This is a genomic window from Corallococcus exiguus (assembly GCF_009909105.1).
Lineage (GTDB): Bacteria > Myxococcota > Myxococcia > Myxococcales > Myxococcaceae > Corallococcus > Corallococcus exiguus.
This window is the reverse complement of sequence record NZ_JAAAPK010000008.1, coordinates 67,639-85,897: the sequence shown is the minus strand read 5'-3', so window position 1 is coordinate 85,897 and position 18,259 is coordinate 67,639. Positions and strand designations below refer to the sequence as shown.

Here is an 18,259-nt window from a genome sequence, read left to right as displayed (position 1 = left end):
GGACCATGGAGCTGCGCCACCTGCGGTACTTCGTCGCGGTCGCGGAGGAGCTCAGCTTCACCCGCGCCGCGAAGCGGCTGCACATTGCCCAGCCGCCGCTCAGTCAGCAGATCCGCAAGTTCGAAACCGAGCTGGGCGGAGCCCTCTTCGAACGCGAAGCCCGCGCGGTGCGCCTCACGAAGCTGGGGCGCGAGCTGCTGCCGGAAGCGCACCAACTCCTGGAGCGCGCGAAGCGGTTCCAGGAACACGCGGCACGGCAGGCCCGAGGCGAACAGGACGTGCTGGTGCTGGGGCTCATCTCGTCGTTCGCGACGCCCCGGTTCGCCACGATGCTCCGGGCCTTCCAGAAGAAGGTACCGGGGGTCCACATCGAGCTGAGCAACCATCCGTCCGCGTGGCAGTTGGAGGCGTTGGAGCGCGGCACGCTGGACGTGGGCATCCTGCGCCCGCGCGAGCGGATGCCTCCGAACGTCGTCTCACACCTCATCCGACGGGAGCCCTTCCGGCTGGCGGTGCCCTCACGGCATCCGTTCGCGAAGCGGAAGGCGGTGGCGTGGAAGGACCTGCGGGATGAACCGCTCGTCCTCGTGGAGCCCGGCGTCGCGCCACCGGACTACTACGCGGCGTTCTTCGACCGGCTCCGCGACGCGGGCGTCGAGCCCGCCGTGCGCCAGTACGCGCAGAACGTCGCGACGAAGATCTGGTTCGTCTCCGCGGGCTTCGGCATCGCGCCCATGCCGCACACGCCCGACACGGAGCACCACTCCGGCGTGGCCTTCATCGACCTGCCGGACGATGCGCCGGTGACGAACACCGCCATCGCCTGGCGCAAGGCCGGAAGCACCCCGGCCCTGCTCCGGTTCGTCGAGTTCGCGCGCGAGTCCTTCGCCGCGCACTGAAGCCCTACGACGGCTCGCCGCCCACCGCCCGCCGGATGCCCATCAGCTTGTCGGGGTTGCGCGTGATGTAGAGGGCGACGATGCGGCCGTCCTCGATGCCGAGCGCCGTGGTCTGCAGCGTCCCATCCGCCTCCAGCGTGACGAACGCGGGCAGGCCGTCGATGGAGCCCTCGTACACGAGCTGTGACGAGTTCACGCCCGTGCGTCGGACGAACGCCTCGAGCATGCGCACGATCTTGGCTTGGCCGTAGATGGGATTGAGCACCGCCTTCGCCTTGCCGCCCCCGTCCGAATAGAGCACGACGTCCTGGGCCAGCAGCGCCTGGAGCGCGTGCGTGTCACCGCTCCGGGACGCGGCATGGAACGCCGAGGCCAGCTCGTGGCCCTTCGCCTCGGTCACGGGGAAGCGGGGCCGGGCCTCCTGGACGTGGGCCCGCGCCCGGCTGGCGAGCTGTCGGCACGCCGCGGGATCGCGGTCGATGGCCTTCGCCACCTCCTCGAAGTCCATGCCGAACACGTCGTGCAGGAGGAACGCGGCGCGCTCCAGCGGGGACAGGCGCTCCAGGGCCATCATCAGGGTCAGCGTCAAGTCGTCGCCCTCCACTGTCTCGATGATGGGCTCTGGAAGCCAGGTCCCCACGTACTCCTCGCGCCGCACGCGCGCGGACTTCAGGACGTCCAGGCACAGCCGGGTCACCGTGCGGACGAGCACGGCCTCGGCGTCCCGCACGGCGTCGCGGTCCGTCTGGTGCCAACGGAGGTACGCCTCCTGCACCACGTCCTCCGCCTCCGCGACGATGCCCAGCATCCGGTACGCGATGCGGAGCAGGCGGGGGCGGAGCGGGTCGAAGGCGTCCGCGGGGTTCACGTCAGGCGGCTTCACTGCGCGAGGTCACCGGGTGCATGGACCGGAAGCCGACGGAGATCCGGTTCCAGGTGTTGATCAGGCCAATCAGGAGGGTCAGGCTCACGATCTCCTCTTCCGTGAAGTGCGGCTTGAGCGCAGCGTAGTCCGCATCCGGGGCGTGCGTCTGGGAGACGAGCGTCAGGGCCTCGGTCCAGCCCAGGGCCGCCCGCTCGCGCTCAGTGTACAGCGGCGACTCACGCCAGCCGTCCAGCAGATAGATGCGCTCCTCGGTCTCCCCGTGCGCGCGGGCGTCACGGGTGTGCATGTGGATGCAGAAGGCGCAGCCATTGAGCTGCGAGGCGCGAATCTTCACCAACTCCTGGAGGTTCGACTCCAGCCCGAGCGCCGACACCTTCCCGCTGTACTCCATCATGGACTTGAGGGCGTCCGGCGCGACCGCGAAAGGATTCATCCTGGCCTTCATTAGGAACTCCTCGTTCTGGGGGGCGAAGTGCCCTTCCATCCCCAGGACGACGCAGCCGGTGCCGCGTGTGACATGGCCATTTTAAATGCCTAAAAAGGCCCCGGGAGGCGCCCCCGGATGAAGACCGTGAACGATGTGGAGACGCTCGAACGCCTGTACGGGGTTCCTGGGAAGTCGTCCGTGCTCAAGGAGGTGGACCACCTCCACCCGGCGTACCGACCCTTCATCGAACGCTCACCGTTCATGGTGCTCGCCACGTCCGGCCCTGAAGGGCTGGATGCCTCGCCGCGAGGAGACCCCGCCGGGTTCGTGGTCATCGAGGACGCGCGCACGCTGCTCTTGCCCGACCGCCGGGGCAACAACCGCATGGACTCGCTGCGGAACATCGTGGCGGATCCGCGCGTCGCGCTGCTGTTCTTCGTCCCGGGCGTGAACGAAACCCTGCGCGTCAACGGGCGGGCGAGCATCGTCATCGAGCCGTCGCTGCTGGAGCGCTTCACCTTCGAGGGGAAACAGCCCCGCTCCGTGCTGCGCATCTTCGTGGAGACGGTCTACTTCCAGTGCAGTCGCGCCTTGATCCGCTCCGGGCTCTGGGACCCGGCCCGGCAAGTCCCCCGTGCCGAATTCCCGAGCCCCGGATCCATCCTCGAAGCGCTGAGCCCGGAAGACTTCGACGGAGGCGAGTACGACCGTGAGCTGCCAGCCCGGGTGAAGACGACGCTGTACTGAGCCTCAGGCGCCCGCGTCGAACACCGTGGCCTTGCGCACGCGCACCCGGAGCGTCTGACCGGCGCGCACGCCCTCCAGCGCCGGCCCGATGACGCGCAGGAACGCATCCCCCACCGGGAAGCGGTACTCCGCCGCGTGCCCCAGAAACAGACGAGCGGAGAGCACCAGCGGCGTTCCAGTCTCCCCCAGCTCCAGATCCTCTGGACGCACGACCAGCGTCCCCGGCCCGGGCTTCGCGTCCATGGGCAGGTCGAACGAGGTCTCCGCGCCCGCACAGTGGAAGGCGCCCGCGCGCACCTCGCCCCGCAGCACGTTCGCGCCTCCGACGAAGCCCGCGACGAACGGAGTCGCCGGTTCCCGGTACAGCCGCTCCGGAGTGTCCACCTGTTCGATGACGCCCCGGTTCATCACGGCGATGCGGTCCGACAAGGCCAGCGCTTCGCCCTGGTCGTGCGTGACGAACACGAGCGTCGTGCCCAGCCGGGCTCGCAGTGCGGCGATCTCCGCGCGCAACTCCTCGCGCAGGGCCGCGTCCAGGTTGGAAAGGGGCTCGTCCAGCAGCAGCACGCGAGGCCCTGCCACCAACGCCCGCGCGAGCGCCACGCGCTGCAACTGTCCGCCGGACAGTTCGTGCGGCATCCGCGCCGCATAGGCCTCCAGCCGCACCCAGCGCAGGGCCTCGCGCACGCGGGAAGCCACCTCGTGGCGTGGCACCTTCCGGAGCGACAGGGGATAGGCGACGTTCGCTTCGACGCTGCGATGCGGCCAGATGGCGTAGCTCTGGAACACCATGCCCAGGCCGCGCTTCTCGGGAGGAACGCGCACACCGGGTGCAGCGACCACTTCATCCCCCAGGCGGATGACGCCCGCGTCCGGATGCTCCAACCCCGCGAGCATCCGCAGCGTCGTCGTCTTCCCGCATCCAGAAGGGCCCAGCAGGGACACCAGCTCGCCCTGCCCTACTTGAAGGCTCAAGCCACGCACCACGGGCGTCCCGCCGTAAGCCTTGACCAGGTCCTCCAGGACGATGGCCGCCATCACCGCACCTCCGGAACTCGACGCCTGGCCCACGCCAGCACGGCCTGTCCCGCGACCACCAGCACCACGAACGCGCAAGCGAGCACGGCCGCGGCGGCCGGGTCCGCGTAGCTCTGCAACTCGAACAGCAGCGTGCCCAGGACCTCGGAGCCCGCGGGCACCAGCAGCACGGACAGCGTGATCTCCGTGGCGCACGCGAGGAACGCGAGCACGAACGCCACCACGAGCGCGGGCCGCAGCAATGGCAGCGTCGCGTCCACGAACGCCCGCACGGGCCCGGCACCGCCGACGCGCGCGGCCTCCGCGAGCGAAGGATCCACCTGGGCCAGGGCCTCGGAGCTGTTGCGTTCGCCGAGCGCCAGGTACTTCCCCACGTAGCCCACGAGCATCAGCCACGGCGTATGCGCCAGCGCCAGCACGAACGCCACGCGGTCCAGCACCACCAGCCGCCAGTCCCGAGAGAACGCCACCAGCAGCGCGAGCGCCAGCACCGTGCCCGGCACCGCGAAGGGCCACACCGCCATCGCCTCCACGGCCGCGCCGCCACGACGAAAGGCTCGCCGAAGGAGCGCACCTGCAAGGCCCAACCCCACCACCAGCAGGCCCGCCCCCGCGGCGAGCAGCACACTGCGCCCCGTGGCCCGCAGCGTACGCGCGTCCCACAGCACGCCAGACCAGTGCGACAGCGTCAGCGCGTCCCAGGTCAGCGCCGCGCCGAAGCTGCGTTGCAGCGAAGTGAGCAGGATGGCCGCCAGGGGCAGGACCACCAGCACCCCGCCCACGAGGCCCACTCCGGCGAGCGCGGCGGTCCGCCACGTGCCCAACGCGAGCACGCGAGGAGACACGCCCTTCCCCGCGCTCAATCGCACCCGTCCGCTTCGGCCCAGCACCCAGGTCAGTCCCAGCGCCAGCGGCGTAAGCAGCAGGAGGAACGACGCGAGCACTGACGCACGAGGCAATCCCTCCTCGCTGCCCAGCAGCACCAGTTCATAGATGCGCGTGGTGAGGACGCGGGTGGGCGGAGACGCCGAAACGCCCAGCAGATACGGCACGCCGAAGGACGATGCTGCCATGAGGAACACCATCACCGCGCCCGACAACAGCGCGGGCATCACCAGGGGAGCGGTGGTGTTCAGCACGGCGCGAAGCGGCGAGGCGCCACACACCCGGGCCGCTTCTTCCAGAGCCGGATCCACGCGCCGCAGCGCCGCCGCCCCCGCGAGCAGCACCAGCGGCAGGCCCGAGAGTCCCTCCACGAACGCGATGCCCGCCGCGCCATAGAGGTCGAACACGTCCGCGCCCAGCATGCGGTTCAGGTAGCCGGCACGAGGGCTCGCGAGCGACAGCCACCCCATGCCCCAGATGAACGCGGGGATGGCGGACGGCAGCGTGAACAGCACGGTGAACGCGCCACGCAGGGGCAGGTCCGTGCGGAACAGGAGGAAGGCCAGCGGAGCCCCCAGGCACAGCGCCCACGCCGTCGCGCCCAGCGAAATGCCCAGCGTGTTCACCAACGCCCCGGACTCCGCCGCGAGCACCGAACCCAATCCCCCCGTCGCCGCACCCACGCCCCGCACCAGGAGCGCCACGACCGGAATCACCGCGAAGAGCAGCAGCGGCACGAGCCACAAGGCCAACGCAATCCACCGCCCCCTCATCGCGCGCCCCCATCAAGGCTCACGTGCTGGTGCTTGCGGTACGCCAGTCCTTCGGACAGGCCGCCAATCCAAGCGGATGAGAAAGGAAGAATCCTGAAGAGGCGCCCCGACGGCGGCCCACTGAAAAAACCTGTCCGACTGTCGGACAAGCCTGGGCCACCGCTCGAGCCTGTCCGACTGTCCGACTGGTTTGGACTACCGAGCGAACCTGTCCGACTGTCCGACAGGTTTGGCCTATCGAGCGAACCTGTCCGGCTGTCCGACAGGTTTGGACAGCCGCCGGGGACCCCGCGTGCTGACGGCTTCCCGCTGTCGCTCCCCATCGTCCTGGCTGCATCCTCAGCCAGGACGGAGGTGCTCCCTTCCCAACAGGGCAGCGAGAACCTGTCCGACTGTCGGACAGGTTTTGAGCGCGCCGCTCCGGCGGAGGCCCTCTCCCGTCCTCCGCAGGGGCGTTCCTGACTCATCGCGCGAACGCCCGGCTGAAGGCTTCCTTGATGTCGCCGCCGTGCAGCAGCCCCTGCTCCAGCAGCTCGGGCGTCCAGGGCTGCGCGCGGCTCAGCAATCCGTCCACGCCGGACTCTCCGCGCGGGCCGCTCAGGCGCGGGTCCACGGCGTGCATGTCCCCCTTCTCCACGATGATGCGCTGGCCCTCGGGAGACAGCAGCACGTCCACCAGCGCCTTCGCCGCCACCGGATTGCGAGTCGACGCGAACAGTCCCACCGGTCCCGGGATGACCACCGCGCCGTCCTCCGGCCAGATGACTTCGATGGGACTGCCCTTCGCCTTCGCCGTCAGCGCGTTCTCCAGCAGCAGCACGCCAGCGTCGACCTCGCCGCTCTCCACCTTCTGGAGCACCGCCGCGTTGCCACCCGCCACCACCGCGCCCCGCTCCCTCAACCCGGCGAAGTAGGCGTCTCCGCGCCGCGCGTGCAGAAACACCGCCCACGTGAACGCGGTGCCCGACGTGAGTGGATCCCCAATGGCCACCCGTCCCTTCCAGCTTCCATCCACCAGCGCCGCGAACGACCTCGGCGCATCGCCCGCGCCCACGCGGTGCACCAGCACCATCGTGGACAGCCGCACCGCTGCGTACCTCGCGTCCAGGTCCAGCAGCGTTCGCGGAATGCGCAGCGCGTTCACGGACGCGTAGCGCAGGAACGCGCCATCCCGCGCCAACCGCTCGTAGAGGAACGGATCCGACGTCATCAGCACGTCCGCTCGCACCGCGCCCGCGGCCCGCTCCGCCTCCAGCCGGCTGGCCACCTTCTCACTGCCCGCCTGGTACCAGTGCACCTGCACGCCGGGCAGCCGCTCCTTGAGCAAGGGATCCAGCGCATCCAGCACGTGCCGGTACATCGACGTGTAGACCCACACCTCTCCGGACGGAGTCGAGGCCTGCGCCACGACGGCGCCTCCCGACGGTGCGGCGGATTCGATGCGGCACGCGGCCAGGAGGATCAGCGCGAGGAGCGGACCCACGCGCCGCACAAGGAGGGGAATGCGCATGCGGGTGTCGATTATGCGGCACACGCCCGCCCTGCACACGCACTCCGCAGCGGTGGCTCCTGCACATTCGACCCTCGCGCCCGTTGTCCCGGGCGTCGCCCGGTCCCAACGTCGGCCTCCCAGACGCTGCCTGCCCTCTGGAAGAAGGACGCCCGCGCATGACCCGGAAGGAATTCCTCGCCGCGACGCTGTCGCTGATGGTTGCCCCGCCCGTGCTCGGGGCTTCGCCCAAGAAGGCGAAGAACGCGTCCGCCGTGCCTCGCCGCAAGCTGGGCCGCACCGGCCAGGAGGTTTCGTGCATCGGGCTCGGGGGCTTCCACATCGGCAAGCAGAAGGAGGAGTCGGAGAGCATCGCGCTCATCCGTGGCGCGTTGGACCAGGGCATCAACTTCCTGGACAACTGCTGGGACTACAACGACGGCAAGAGCGAGGAGCGCATGGGCAAGGCGCTGCGCGACGGCTACCGCGCCAAGGCCTTCCTGATGACGAAGGTCGACGGCCGCGACAAGAAGACCGCCGCGAAGCAGATCGATGAATCGCTCCAGCGCCTCCAGACGGACCACCTGGACCTGCTCCAGCTCCACGAAGTCATCCGAGACAACGACCCCGACCGAGCCTTCGCCGAAGGCGGCGCCATCGAGGCGATGAAGGACGCGCAGAAGGCAGGCAAGGCGCGCTTCCTGGGTTTCACCGGCCACAAGTCCCCGGACATCCACCTGAAGATGCTGGAGACCGCGAAGAAGCACGGCTTCCGCTTCGACACCGTCCAACTGCCCCTCAACGTGATGGACGCCCACTTCAACAGCTTCGAGAAACGCGTGCTGCCCGTGCTCGTGAAGGAGGGCATCGGCGTGCTCGCCATGAAGTGCATGGGCGACCCGTTCATCCTGGACAGCAAGACCGTCACCGCTCCCGAGTGCCTCCGCTACAACCTGTCCCTGCCCGTCAGCGTCGTCATCACCGGCATCGATTCGCAGGAGCGCCTGCAGCAGGCGCTGACCGCGGCGCGCACCTTCAAGCCCCTGAGCGAAAAGGACGTCCAGGCCCTGCTCGCCAGGACGAAGGACGCTGCCCAGGACGGCGCCTACGAGAAGTACAAGACGAGCCACCACTTCGACGGAACCGTCCAGAATCCCCAGTGGCTCGGCTGAGGCGCTTCCAGACTTCCTGGCAAGACGCGTTAAAACCGGCAAATATGAATGCTCCCCCTACCCCGGAGCATTCATGCACCGCCCTTTTCGAGCAGGCCTCGTCGCCGCAGGACTCCTGACCACCCTCTCCGGCTGTTCTCCCGAGCCGGAAGCCGCCGCCCCGGTGGAGGCGGAGGGTTACGGCCAGACGCAGCAGGGCGAGCGTGCGTACGACCCGGGCTCGGGGTGGTCGCTGTCGTGGCAGGACGACTTCACGGGCACGACGCTGAACACGGGCGCGTGGAACGTGCTGACGAGCAACTGGGATCCGGTGACCAACAACTGCAACTTCGGCACGGGTGAGCTGGAGTTCCCGCGCGCGCAGAACGTGGCGGTGGCCAACGGCAAGCTGATCATCTCGGCGGAGCGCACGGCGGACAATCCCACGGACTCGCGCTGCGCGGGGCAGTACCGGTCGTTCTATTCCGGCCGCATCCACACCAAGGGCAAGGTGGAGGGGCGCTACGGGAAGATCGTCGCGAGCATCAAGGTTCCGCCGGGCTACGGCATGTGGCCGGCGTTCTGGACGCTGGGCTCGAACATCCAGAGCGCGGGCTGGCCGGCCGCGGGGGAGATCGACATCCTGGAGTGGAAGTCCACGGAGCCCACGTGGATGAAGTCGGCGCTGCACTGGCACAACGGCGGCAACGCGGACTGGGGCACGGGCGCGAGCCGTGGCGTGGACCTGTCGCAGGACTTCCACACGTACGAAGTGGAGTGGAACGCGAACACCATCGTGTTCCGCCTGGACAAGGACTTCGTGTCCACGGCGACGTTCAACCACAACGAGTCGGAGTTCCAGCAGAACCACTACCTCATCCTGAACCTGGCGCTCGGCGGCGTCTGGTACGGAAACCCAGCGCCCGCCTCCATCGACCTGGCCTGGGGCGCGAAGAAGACGATGGAGGTGGAGTGGGTGCGCTGGTACCAGCCGGGCGGCTCGCAGTCGCTGGGGCTGACCAACCCGGGCTTCGAGAACGGCATGACGGGCTGGACCACCTGGAGCCCGAATGGCACGGGCACGGCGGCGTTCTCGGAGACGTACAACGGCGGGCACTCGGGCAGCTTCCACCTGACGCAGTGGACGTCCGCGGCGGCGTACGAGGCGTGGACGTACCAGACGAAGTCCGGTCTGGCGTCCGGCAATTACAAGCTGCGCGCCTGGTTCCGCAAGGGAGGCACGTTCGACTTCGCGCGCTTCCAGGTGAAGAACTGCGGTGATTGCGCTCCGGCCATCACCAACCTTGGCACCTACGGCAACTACACGCTGCTGGAGACGCCCGCCATCAACGTCACCAACGGCTACCTGGAGTTCGGCCTGCACAGCAAGTCGCCGGCCCACAACGGCTCCAACTTCATCCACATGGATGACGTGGAGCTGATCAAGCTGTAGGCCCTGATTGCCTTCACGCGCGCGCCGGAGCTGGCACCGGCGCGCGCAGTGGCGCCGCGACTTACGGCACGAGCACGAAGTCGTCCATGTACAGCGTGCCCTGATCCGATCCCGATTCGTCCATCACGTAGAAGTCATCCACCGTGCCGGACGTCGCGCCCAGGGCGCTGAGCGGGATGGAGACCTTCTGCCAGGTCCCCGCCGAGATGGGGTGCCCCAGCGCCGTCTCCAGGCTCATGCTGCCCAGCGGCGTGCTGCCGTTGTAGAGCGCCAGCCGCACCTGCTGTCCACCCGTCGTGCCTCCGTGCACCCAGAGGTCGATGGACTGGTACAGCGACAGATCCAACCCCGAGTGGTGGAACATCAGCGCCTCCCAGTAGTCCGGCTCGAAGCTGACCGCCGTGGATCCCGAGTGCACCGTGACGGACTGGTCCAGGTCGTGCGTCGCCCAGCTCCAGTTCTGGAAGCCGCTGCCCATCGCGTCGTCGTAGACCACCGTGCCCACCGACGGCGGCGCCTCAGTAAGACCGTCCGTCAGCGCGAGTCCCTGCTCCACCGTCACCGTGCGGATACCCGTGGACTGCACGTAGTTGAGGATGTTCGTGAAGTTCGTCGTCCGGTACTGCGTCTCGCGCGTGGGCGCGCTGCTGGTGAACTCGTGGAAGAGGATGATGAGCCAGCTCTTCTCCGCGATGGCCTGGTTGATCCACCCCTTCACCTGCGCCACCGTCACCGCGCTCGACACGTCGTTGGCGCGCAGTTCGTAGATGACCGTGTCCTTGAAGTTGCGGCCCGCGTTGATGGTGCGGTGGCTGGCGTACTCTGTCTTCAGCGCCGTCATCACCGTCGCGTTGTACGCGCCGTAGGGTGACGCGAAATCCTTGCCGCACATCGCCCCCACGTTCGTCTGCAGCCACGTGCGCGAGTCGTGCAGTTCCGACGTCAGCTGCGCGGGCGTCAGCGACGTGAGGTCCGCGTGCGTGCGCGTGTGGCTGGCGATTTCATTGCCCTCCGCCTTGAGCGTCTGCACCTGCGCGAGGCTCATATAGCCGCCCCATCCCTGCGCCACCGCGTCGGTGACCAGGTAGTACGTCGCGGGGATGTTCCGCGACTTCAGCGCCGGCCGCGCCAGCGTGTACTGCGTGCTCCAGCCGTCATCCAACGTGATGGAGATCATCCCTTCCGCGAACGGCGACGCGGCAAAGGCCGAGGAAGTGCAAAGCAGCGCCGCGGCGCAAAGCGCGCGGGACGTCCAATTCATCCAGGTCATGTCCGGGTATTCCCTCTGTGAGGAGTTCCCAGGATAAGCGAAACCCAGACACCGCTTCCCGGACACCCGTCCGTCACGCGCGTGCTAGAAGTCGGCCCGCCCATGAGTCTCTTCCGCCTCCCCTCCCTGCTGTGCGTGGTGCTCGCGCTCGCGGCGGGCTGCCAGCGTCCCGCGCCCCCCGCTCCGGAAGCCCAGGCGCGGCGGATCGTCTCGCTGTCGCCCTCCGTCACGGAGACGTTGTTCGCCCTTGGGGCTGGCGCGGAGATCGTGGGCGTGTCCGACTACACCGCCCTGCCCCAAGGCACGCCCGCCCTGCCCAAGGTGGGCACCACGTTCGCGCCGAACTTCGAGGCCATCGCGAAGCTCAAGCCCACGCTGCTCGTGGATCAACAGGTGAAGCAGGCCCCCGCGGAGGCGCTCTCCGCGCTCGCGCCGCTGAAGGTGCTGCCGTGGACGTCGCTCCAGGAGGTCGTCGGCAGCGTGAAGGAGCTGGGCCGGCTGAGCGGCCGAGAGCCCCAGGCCGAGGTGCTCGCGGAGAAGCTGAGCCAGACGCTGTCTCGCCCCGCTCCGAAGGATGCTCCACGCGTATTGCTGGTGCTGGGCGACACGGCGGGCACGCTGTCGGAGGTCTGGTACATGAAGCGCGCGTCGCTGCACGGCGCCGCGCTGGAGGCGGCGGGGGCTCGCAACGCCGTCGCGGAGGACGTCACGGGGCCGCCCAACCTGTCGCTGGAGGGTGTCATCGCGCTGGATCCGGACGCGGTGCTGGTGCTGATCAGCGCGCCGGCCCTGGATGCCGCGAAGCAGGCGCAGCTCCTCGCTCCGTGGAAGCAGCTCACCGGCCTGCGCGCGGCGCGGGAGGACCGGGTGCGGCTGGTCATCGGGCCCGACGTGCAGTCCACCGGGCCCGCCATCCTCGATGTCGTCGAGCGGCTCCGCGCCGCCCTGGGCACCCTGCCCTCCGCACGATGACGGCCGGGCTGACGCTGGACGCGGTGACGGTGCGGGCTCGGGGGCGGACGCTCCTGGACAGCGTGTCCCTGCGCGTGGCCCCCGGTGACTTCGTGGCCATCGTCGGGCCCAACGGCGCGGGCAAGTCCACGCTCCTGCGCGTGGCGCTGGGCCTGCTGCGTCCGGACGCCGGGCATGTGTTCGTGGACGGGCAGGACGTATCGGGCCTCGCCCCCCGGGAACGTGCGGCAAGGCTCGCGTGGCTGCCCCAGCGGCTGGAAGCAGCGGAACCCATCACCGCGCTGGAGCAGGTCGTCTCCGCGCGCTACCGCTTCCCCGAATCCCGCCGGGCCTCCGAGACAGCTGCACACCAGGCTCTGGCGGAAGCAGGCGCCCAGTCCTTCGCCCTGCGCCCCATCACGGAGCTGTCCGGCGGTGAGCGGCAGCGAGTGGCGGTCGCCGGGCTGCTCGCGCAGGAGACCCCGCTGGTGTTGCTGGACGAGCCCGCCAACTTCCTGGACCCCGCGCAGCAGCTGGAGCTGTACACGCGCATGGGCCACCTCTGGCGCGCGGGGCGCGGCATCCTCTGCGTCACCCACGACATCAACGTGATCTCGCACGCCCACGCTCCAGGCACGCGCGCTCCCCGCGTCGTGGGCCTGTTCCAGGGCCGCGTGGCCTTCGAGCGGAACCACGACGCCCCCGACCTGGGCGAACAGCTGGGCGAGCTGTTCGGCGTTCGCATGCACGGGACATCCGTTGAAGGCCATCGCGTCTTCGTGGGCCTGCCCCGGAGCGGAGGCGCCTCGTGAAGGCCTGGGTCCTCGTGGGGGTCTGCGTGGCCGCGTGCGCGGTGGCGCCGTTCATTGGCCCGGGGCTTTCCCCGGACTCGGTGGACTTCGTCTTCTGGCAGCTGCGCGTGCCCCGCACGCTGATGGCCATGCTGGTGGGCGGCACGCTGTCGCTGGTGGGCGCGGTGTATCAGTCCCTATTCGCGAACCCTTTGGCCGCGCCCAGCACCGTGGGCACCACCGCGGGGGCGACCCTGGGCGCGCTGGTGGCCATCATCCTGGGGGCGCGGCTCGCGCCGGGTGGACTGCCGATCATCACCGCCGCGGCCTTCATGGGGGCGCTCGGCGTCAGCCTGGTGGTGGCCGCCATCGCCGCGGGCCGCCGCGTGCGGATGAACGACGTGGTGCTCGCAGGCATCGCGTGCTCCATGGCGGCGGGCGCCATCTCCACTGGCTTGCAGTTCACCGCGGACTCCGCAGAGCTCATGGCCGCCATGCGCTGGTCGCTCGGCCACCTGCCGCAGGTGGGCTACTCGGGCGTGCGGCTCCTCACCCCGTTCGCGGCCGTCACCATCGTGGGGCTGCTCGCCCTCACCCGCGCGCTGGAGGTCTTCATCGCCGGCGAGGAGCACGCCGAGTCCCAGGGTGTCCCCGTCCGCCGCGTGCGCACGGTGGCCATTGGCCTGGGAGCGCTGGGCGTCGCCGCCTGCGTGGCGTGGTGCGGCCCCATCGCCTTCGTGGAGCTCATCGTCCCGCACCTGGTGCGCCGGACGCTCGGTGTGAGTCGCCGGGTGCTGCTGCCCGGGTCCGTGGTGGTGGGGGCCGCGTTCCTCGCGTTGTGCGATGCGTCGGCGCGGTTGATCCTCCCCGGGCGTGAATTGCCCGTGGGAGTGGTGACGGCCGCCCTGGGCGCACCCCTGCTCGTCTCCCTGCTCGCGCGCGCACGCTCCTGAAGCGCCCTGCCGGACAGGGCCCCCGGAGAGCACAGCCCCGCCTTCAGGACGAGGGGTACCCGAGGCGAGTTCGGGTATATTCCGCGCCACGTGGGGCCCCCGGCTGGGACGTGCCCCCTGGAACTTCACGAAAGGCTTTGGGCATGAAGCGGCTGGGTAGCGTGGGTTTGATGCTGGGTGTGCTGACCCTGGGCGGTTCCTTCGGCTGCGCCGATGAGAAGGAAGAGAAGGCCAAGGAGCACCGGGTCAAGGGCACCAACTTCCTCGCCGACAAGAACTACGCGGAGGCGGTGAAGGAGTACGAGGAGTCGCTGAAGATCGACCCGAACCAGGAGAAGGTCTGGGAGAAGAAGGCCTTCGCGCACATGCAGGCGGGCCAGACGGAGGAAGCCGCGCAGGCCGCGCTGAAGCTGGTGGACTACGCGAAGACGCCCGCTGAGAAGGCCGACGTCTACCGCAACGTCGCGGCGATGTACGCGAAGAGCGGCCCGCTGGACAAGGCGAAGCAGTATTTCGAGGAGTGCCTGAAGATCAACCCGAAGGACACCGACGCGCTCGGCTGGATCGCGGAGGTGCACTCGCAGCGCGGTGGCGCCCGCTCCATGTCCGCGCCCGCGGTCCCCGCGGAGCTGGAACTCGCGCTGAAGACGTATGATCAGGTCATCGCCATCAACCCGGACCTGCCCAACCCGTACCTGAACAAGCGCGTCGTGATGTTCAAGTACATCGAGCATGAGAAGGCCATGATGCAGGCCGCCGATCAGGAGGCCGTCGAGGCCGCCACGCCGCCCAAGCCGGAGAAGGGCAAGAAGCCCGTGGTGGATCCGACTGCCGCGGAGCGCGTCGCCGCCGCCAAGGCGAGCTCCGCCGCGCACGCCAAGCGCATCGAGGAGCTGACGGCCCAGGCCACCGAGGCGACCAAGCAGTTCAGCGAGGCGACCAAGCGCGCCAAGGCCGCTCAGGCCTCTGGCGCCACCAAGTAGTCCCGGTGGAGGGGACGGGGCCTAACGTCGGCCTCGTCCTCCCCCGAAGAGGGCCAGCAGCACGCCGCCCACGAGCGCGGCGCCGCCGCCCGCGACGTAGAGCGTGGTCTGCTCGGTGTTGCGGCCGGTGATGAGCTCGGTGGCGCGCTCCGAGAGCGAGTCCCGCGCCTTGAGCCCGGTGAACAGCAGCACTCCGCCCGCCACCGCGAGCATCAATCCCACGATTCGCACAGCACCCACACGGCCTCCTTGAGTGGAACGGCTGCGTGGCCGGAAGTTCCGGCCCCGCGTTCAGCGCTTGCGCTTGCCTGGGGCGCCTCGCCCCTGCTTCTGGCTCGCGCCCTTCGAGCCGCCGGCCTTCGTAGGCGCGGACTTCTTCGAGGGCTTCGCCTTCGCGCTCGCGCCAGAGGCTGCCTTGCGGACCTTCTTGGACGCGCCCGCGCGGCCCGGAGCCGCCTCCGTGGAGAGCTGACCCCGCTGCGCGGCCAGCGCGCGGATCCGGTCGAAGCCCGGGTGCGGTGAAGCGGCTGGGGCGCTGTCGTCGGATTCGATAGCGGGCGGAGTGAAGGCCTCGCGAGGCACCTGAGCCTCGGAGGAGGTACCGGCCTCGTCGCCTTCCTCGACCACGGGGAGCGAGGGACGGATGACCTTGCGCTTGCCCTTGGCCGGAGTGGCGGGCTCCGCCTTCGGCGCGGGGGCCTCTTCCGTGCGGGACCGCAGGTAGCGGGACGTGGCGCGAGCGGGCGCGGCCTCTTCGCGGCGCCCTTCCCGGCTGAAACGTCCTCGCGGACGCGACGCGGCCGGCGCTTCTCCCAGGACTTCATCGCCATAGCCGGAGACCGTCGCGGCCTCCACCGTGGCGGCGTCCTCGGGAGTGGGCGGCGCCCACGCCTTCTTCACTCCGAACGGCGTCTCCTCCGACTCGCCGAGCGACCGCCACTGCTCCGCGTCCGTGGCCTCGTCCGCCCCGGCGGGCTTGCGCGACGGCGTGCGGCCCGTCTTCGCGGCCTCGCGCTCGCCGCGTCCGGGCCTGCCGCCCTTGTGACGGCCCGGCGCTTCGTTCACGTATTCGCGCCGGCGCGGCGCGGGACTCGCTCCGGGGGTCCGCTGGAGCGGGGCCTCGTCCGCGAACTGGAGCGCCTCGAAGTCGATCTTCCGCGACGTCGTGTTCGCGGACAGCAGCCGCACGCGCAGCTTCTGCCCCACGCGCACGCGCCGGCCATTCGAATACACGAGCGAGTGCGTGCGCTTGTCCAGCTTGGAGCCCGGCCCCAGCGACTCCGCCTTCACCAGGCCCTCGACGTGGACCTCGTCCAGCTCCACGAAGAAGCCGAACTCGGCGATGCCCGCCACGGTCGCGTCGAACTCCTCGCCCACGCGGTCCTTCATCATCAGGGCCGCGTAGAACGCCACCACCTCGCGCTCCACCGTCATGGCCGCGCGCTCGCGCTCCGAGCACTGCTGCGCCATGCCCTCCAGCCGCTCCTCCTCGCGGTCCAGCTGCGCTTCCGAGGGCTTCTTGCCCTTGCGCGCCCACACCGCCTTCAGGACGCGGTGCACCAGCAGGTCGGGATAGCGCCGGATGGGCGACGTGAAGTGAAGGTAGTTCTCCGCCGCCAGGCCGTAGTGGCCCACGCGCGTCGCCGTGTACACGGCCTGCATCATGGAGCGCAGGAGCAGCTGGTTCAGCGCCCGCTGCTCCGGGTGCCCCTGCAGCTGGGTGATGAACGCGTCCAGCTCCTTGGACGAAACGCCGTCCTCCACGTCGAGCTGGAAGCCGTACGCCTCCGCCAGCACCGCGAACGCCGCCAGCTTCTGCGGATCCGGCTCGCCGTGGAACCGGTACACCGTGGGCAGGCCCTCGTCCTGGAAGTACGTGGCTACCGCCTCGTTGGCGGCCAGCATGCACTCCTCGATGAGCCGGTGGCTGTCCTTGCGCTCGCGCTTCTCCATGCGCTGCGGCAGGCCATCCTCGCCCAGCAGCACCTTGTGCTCCGGCACGTCGAAGTCGATGGCGCCTCGCGCCTTGCGCATGCCCATCAGCGCGCGCGCCAGCGCCATCAACTGCTCGAACTGGGGCTTGAGGAAGTTGCGGTGCGGCACGTCCTTGCCGTCCAGGACATCCTGCACCTCGTTGTACGTGCAGCGCGCCACGCTGCGCATCACCGCCGGGTACAGCTCGTGCGTACGCCGCTGGCCGTGGCGGTCGAACGTCATGTCCGCCACCATGCACAGCCGGTCTTCGTCCGGGCGCAGCGAGCAGATGCCGTTGGACAGCCGCTCCGGCAACATCGGCAGCACGCGGTCCGGCAGGTACACGGACGTCGCGCGGTTGAGCGCCTCCGCGTCCAGCGCGCTGCGCTCCTTCACGTAGTGCGACACGTCCGCGATGGCCACCACCAGCCGCCAGCCTCCGGCCTGGGGCTCCGCGTACACGGCGTCGTCGAAGTCGCGCGCGTCCTCGCCGTCGATGGTGATGAGCGGCATCGAGCGCAGGTCGCGGCGGTTGCCCTCCGTGGCCTCCGCTTCGGTGACCTTCACCGCGAACGCGTCCGCCTCGTCCATCACCTCCGGCGGGAACTCGTCGGAGAAGCCATGGGCGAAGGCGGACCCCAGCACCTCCGCGCTCGGGTCGCCCGGCCGTCCCAGCGAACCGGCCACCTCACCGAACAGCCCCTGCCCGGGCTCCAGCAGGTCCGCGCCCACGCCCAACCGGACCTTCACCAGGTCGCCGTCGCGCGCCATCTGCGTCGGCGGCACGCGGATGGGCCCCGGCAGGCTCGTGTCCGTGGTCATCACCAGCGAGTGCCGGCCCTGCGCCACGTACGTGCCCACGGCCAGCTCACGCCGCCGGTTGATGACACGCACCAGCCGGCCCTCGAACCGGCCCGGCCGTCCCGCCACCTCCACGATGACGCGGTCGTTGTCGAGCGCCCGCTGCGCCTCGCCGGGCGGCAGGAAGATGTTCTCGCCCTCGCCCGACACCGGGTGCACGAAGCCGAAGCCGTCCCGGTGCATGTGGAGGATGCCCTCCACCGCGGGCTGCCCGGAGTCCTCGAAGCGGTCTTCCCGGAAGCCACGCTGCAGCGAGCGCCGGACGTCGCCGCCGCCACGGAAGCCCGGACGGTCGTCGCGGAAGCCGCCGCGGCGCTCCTCGCGTCCGCTGCCCGGGGCGGGGCCCCGCTTCTTGAAGGGGGGCGTGGAGGCGTCCCGGCGCGATTCGGAGCTGGCCTCGGGCGCGCGGGGCACGCGAGGGCCTTCCAGGCGGAAGCGCTTGCCGTCCTTGACGATGGTGCCCGCGCGCACCAGTTCACGCAGGGCGCGCTTGAGCTCGGTCTGCTGGCCGGGATTCATCCCCGCGACGCGAAGGAGCTCCTTCACGCCCAGGGGGTGATCGGCTTCAGCGAGCAGCTGTCGGATGTGATCTTGGGAGAGGCTCACGGTGGGGATGCGGCAAGGCCGCTGAGGGAACGGGTAAGCCCGAAGGGTGCGGGCGGGAACCCCCCGGCTCCCATTCGCCCTCCCTGGCAGACCTTGCGGTCCAGGGAGGGCCCGTGCGCCCA

The 18,259-nt window shown here is 69.8% G+C and carries 16 protein-coding genes; 8 read left to right on the top strand and 8 right to left on the bottom strand.

Features of this window, described 5'->3' with window-relative positions; translation table 11 throughout:
• Window positions 1-5 precede the first annotated feature (5 nt).
• Window positions 6-899, top strand: a complete 894-nt coding sequence (locus tag GTZ93_RS26730) for a LysR family transcriptional regulator (RefSeq protein ID WP_161663084.1) — start codon at window positions 6-8, stop codon at window positions 897-899.
• A 4-nt stretch (window positions 900-903) separates the two neighbouring features.
• Here the strand turns inward: GTZ93_RS26730 and GTZ93_RS26725 are convergent, their stop codons facing one another.
• Window positions 904-1,767: a sigma-70 family RNA polymerase sigma factor gene (locus tag GTZ93_RS26725; protein WP_139921379.1), complete on the bottom strand. Its 864-nt coding sequence runs from the start codon at window positions 1,765-1,767 to the stop codon at window positions 904-906.
• A 1-nt stretch (window position 1,768) separates the two neighbouring features.
• Window positions 1,769-2,230, bottom strand: a complete 462-nt coding sequence (locus GTZ93_RS26720; RefSeq protein ID WP_139921377.1) for a carboxymuconolactone decarboxylase family protein — start codon at window positions 2,228-2,230, stop codon at window positions 1,769-1,771.
• A gap of 117 nt (window positions 2,231-2,347) precedes the next feature.
• Here GTZ93_RS26720 and GTZ93_RS26715 point away from each other — a divergent pair, with 117 nt between their 5' ends.
• The gene (locus GTZ93_RS26715; RefSeq protein ID WP_139921375.1) at window positions 2,348-2,959 is read left to right on the top strand and encodes a pyridoxamine 5'-phosphate oxidase family protein; all 612 of its coding nucleotides are present in this window, start codon (window positions 2,348-2,350) and stop codon (window positions 2,957-2,959) included.
• A gap of 3 nt (window positions 2,960-2,962) precedes the next feature.
• Here GTZ93_RS26715 and GTZ93_RS26710 read toward each other — a convergent pair whose 3' ends face one another.
• The 3 genes from GTZ93_RS26710 to GTZ93_RS26700 form a co-directional block, all read right to left on the bottom strand.
• Window positions 2,963-3,997 (bottom strand): ABC transporter ATP-binding protein, encoded by a 1,035-nt coding sequence (locus GTZ93_RS26710; RefSeq protein ID WP_167548418.1) that lies wholly within the window; start codon window positions 3,995-3,997, stop codon window positions 2,963-2,965.
• The gene (locus GTZ93_RS26705) at window positions 3,997-5,655 is read right to left on the bottom strand and encodes an ABC transporter permease (protein WP_161663083.1); all 1,659 of its coding nucleotides are present in this window, start codon (window positions 5,653-5,655) and stop codon (window positions 3,997-3,999) included. The genes GTZ93_RS26710 and GTZ93_RS26705 overlap by 1 nt, the downstream gene beginning before the upstream one ends.
• Window positions 5,656-6,118: 463 nt before the next feature.
• Complete coding sequence (locus tag GTZ93_RS26700; protein ID WP_139918470.1) at window positions 6,119-7,165, bottom strand: ABC transporter substrate-binding protein; 1,047 nt, start codon at window positions 7,163-7,165, stop codon at window positions 6,119-6,121.
• Between the two features lie 158 nt (window positions 7,166-7,323).
• On the opposite strand from GTZ93_RS26700, the gene GTZ93_RS26695 reads away from it, so the two are divergent.
• On the top strand, window positions 7,324-8,316 hold the full coding sequence (locus GTZ93_RS26695) for an aldo/keto reductase (RefSeq protein WP_139918472.1): 993 nt from the start codon (window positions 7,324-7,326) through the stop codon (window positions 8,314-8,316).
• 73 nt (window positions 8,317-8,389) lie between these two features.
• Entirely contained in the window at window positions 8,390-9,748 is a 1,359-nt protein-coding gene (locus GTZ93_RS26690; protein WP_139918474.1) for a glycoside hydrolase family 16 protein, read from the top strand.
• A gap of 61 nt (window positions 9,749-9,809) precedes the next feature.
• Here GTZ93_RS26690 and GTZ93_RS26685 read toward each other — a convergent pair whose 3' ends face one another.
• Window positions 9,810-11,018 carry a polysaccharide deacetylase family protein gene (locus GTZ93_RS26685; protein ID WP_139918476.1) on the bottom strand — a complete coding sequence of 403 codons (1,209 nt, stop codon included), beginning with the start codon at window positions 11,016-11,018 and terminating at the stop codon, window positions 9,810-9,812.
• Between the two features lie 102 nt (window positions 11,019-11,120).
• Here GTZ93_RS26685 and GTZ93_RS26680 point away from each other — a divergent pair, with 102 nt between their 5' ends.
• The 4 genes from GTZ93_RS26680 (at window position 11,121) to GTZ93_RS26665 (ending at window position 14,696) form a co-directional block, all read left to right on the top strand.
• Window positions 11,121-11,990: an ABC transporter substrate-binding protein gene (locus GTZ93_RS26680; protein WP_139918478.1), complete on the top strand. Its 870-nt coding sequence runs from the start codon at window positions 11,121-11,123 to the stop codon at window positions 11,988-11,990.
• Window positions 11,987-12,781, top strand: a complete 795-nt coding sequence (locus GTZ93_RS26675; protein WP_139918480.1) for an ABC transporter ATP-binding protein — start codon at window positions 11,987-11,989, stop codon at window positions 12,779-12,781. The genes GTZ93_RS26680 and GTZ93_RS26675 overlap by 4 nt, the downstream gene beginning before the upstream one ends.
• Complete coding sequence (locus GTZ93_RS26670) at window positions 12,778-13,713, top strand: FecCD family ABC transporter permease (RefSeq protein ID WP_139918482.1); 936 nt, start codon at window positions 12,778-12,780, stop codon at window positions 13,711-13,713. Before GTZ93_RS26675 ends, GTZ93_RS26670 begins: the two co-directional genes overlap by 4 nt.
• A 143-nt stretch (window positions 13,714-13,856) precedes the next feature.
• Window positions 13,857-14,696 (top strand): tetratricopeptide repeat protein, encoded by an 840-nt coding sequence (locus GTZ93_RS26665; RefSeq protein WP_121753633.1) that lies wholly within the window; start codon window positions 13,857-13,859, stop codon window positions 14,694-14,696.
• Window positions 14,697-14,717: 21 nt separating this feature from the next.
• On the opposite strand, the gene GTZ93_RS26660 is transcribed toward GTZ93_RS26665, so the two are convergent.
• Both GTZ93_RS26660 and rnr read right to left on the bottom strand, forming a co-directional pair.
• Window positions 14,718-14,936, bottom strand: a complete 219-nt coding sequence (locus tag GTZ93_RS26660; protein WP_180946065.1) for a DUF3185 family protein — start codon at window positions 14,934-14,936, stop codon at window positions 14,718-14,720.
• Between the two features lie 51 nt (window positions 14,937-14,987).
• On the bottom strand, window positions 14,988-18,137 hold the full coding sequence (gene rnr / locus GTZ93_RS26655) for a ribonuclease R (protein WP_139918483.1): 3,150 nt from the start codon (window positions 18,135-18,137) through the stop codon (window positions 14,988-14,990).
• Window positions 18,138-18,259: the final 122 nt, after the last annotated feature.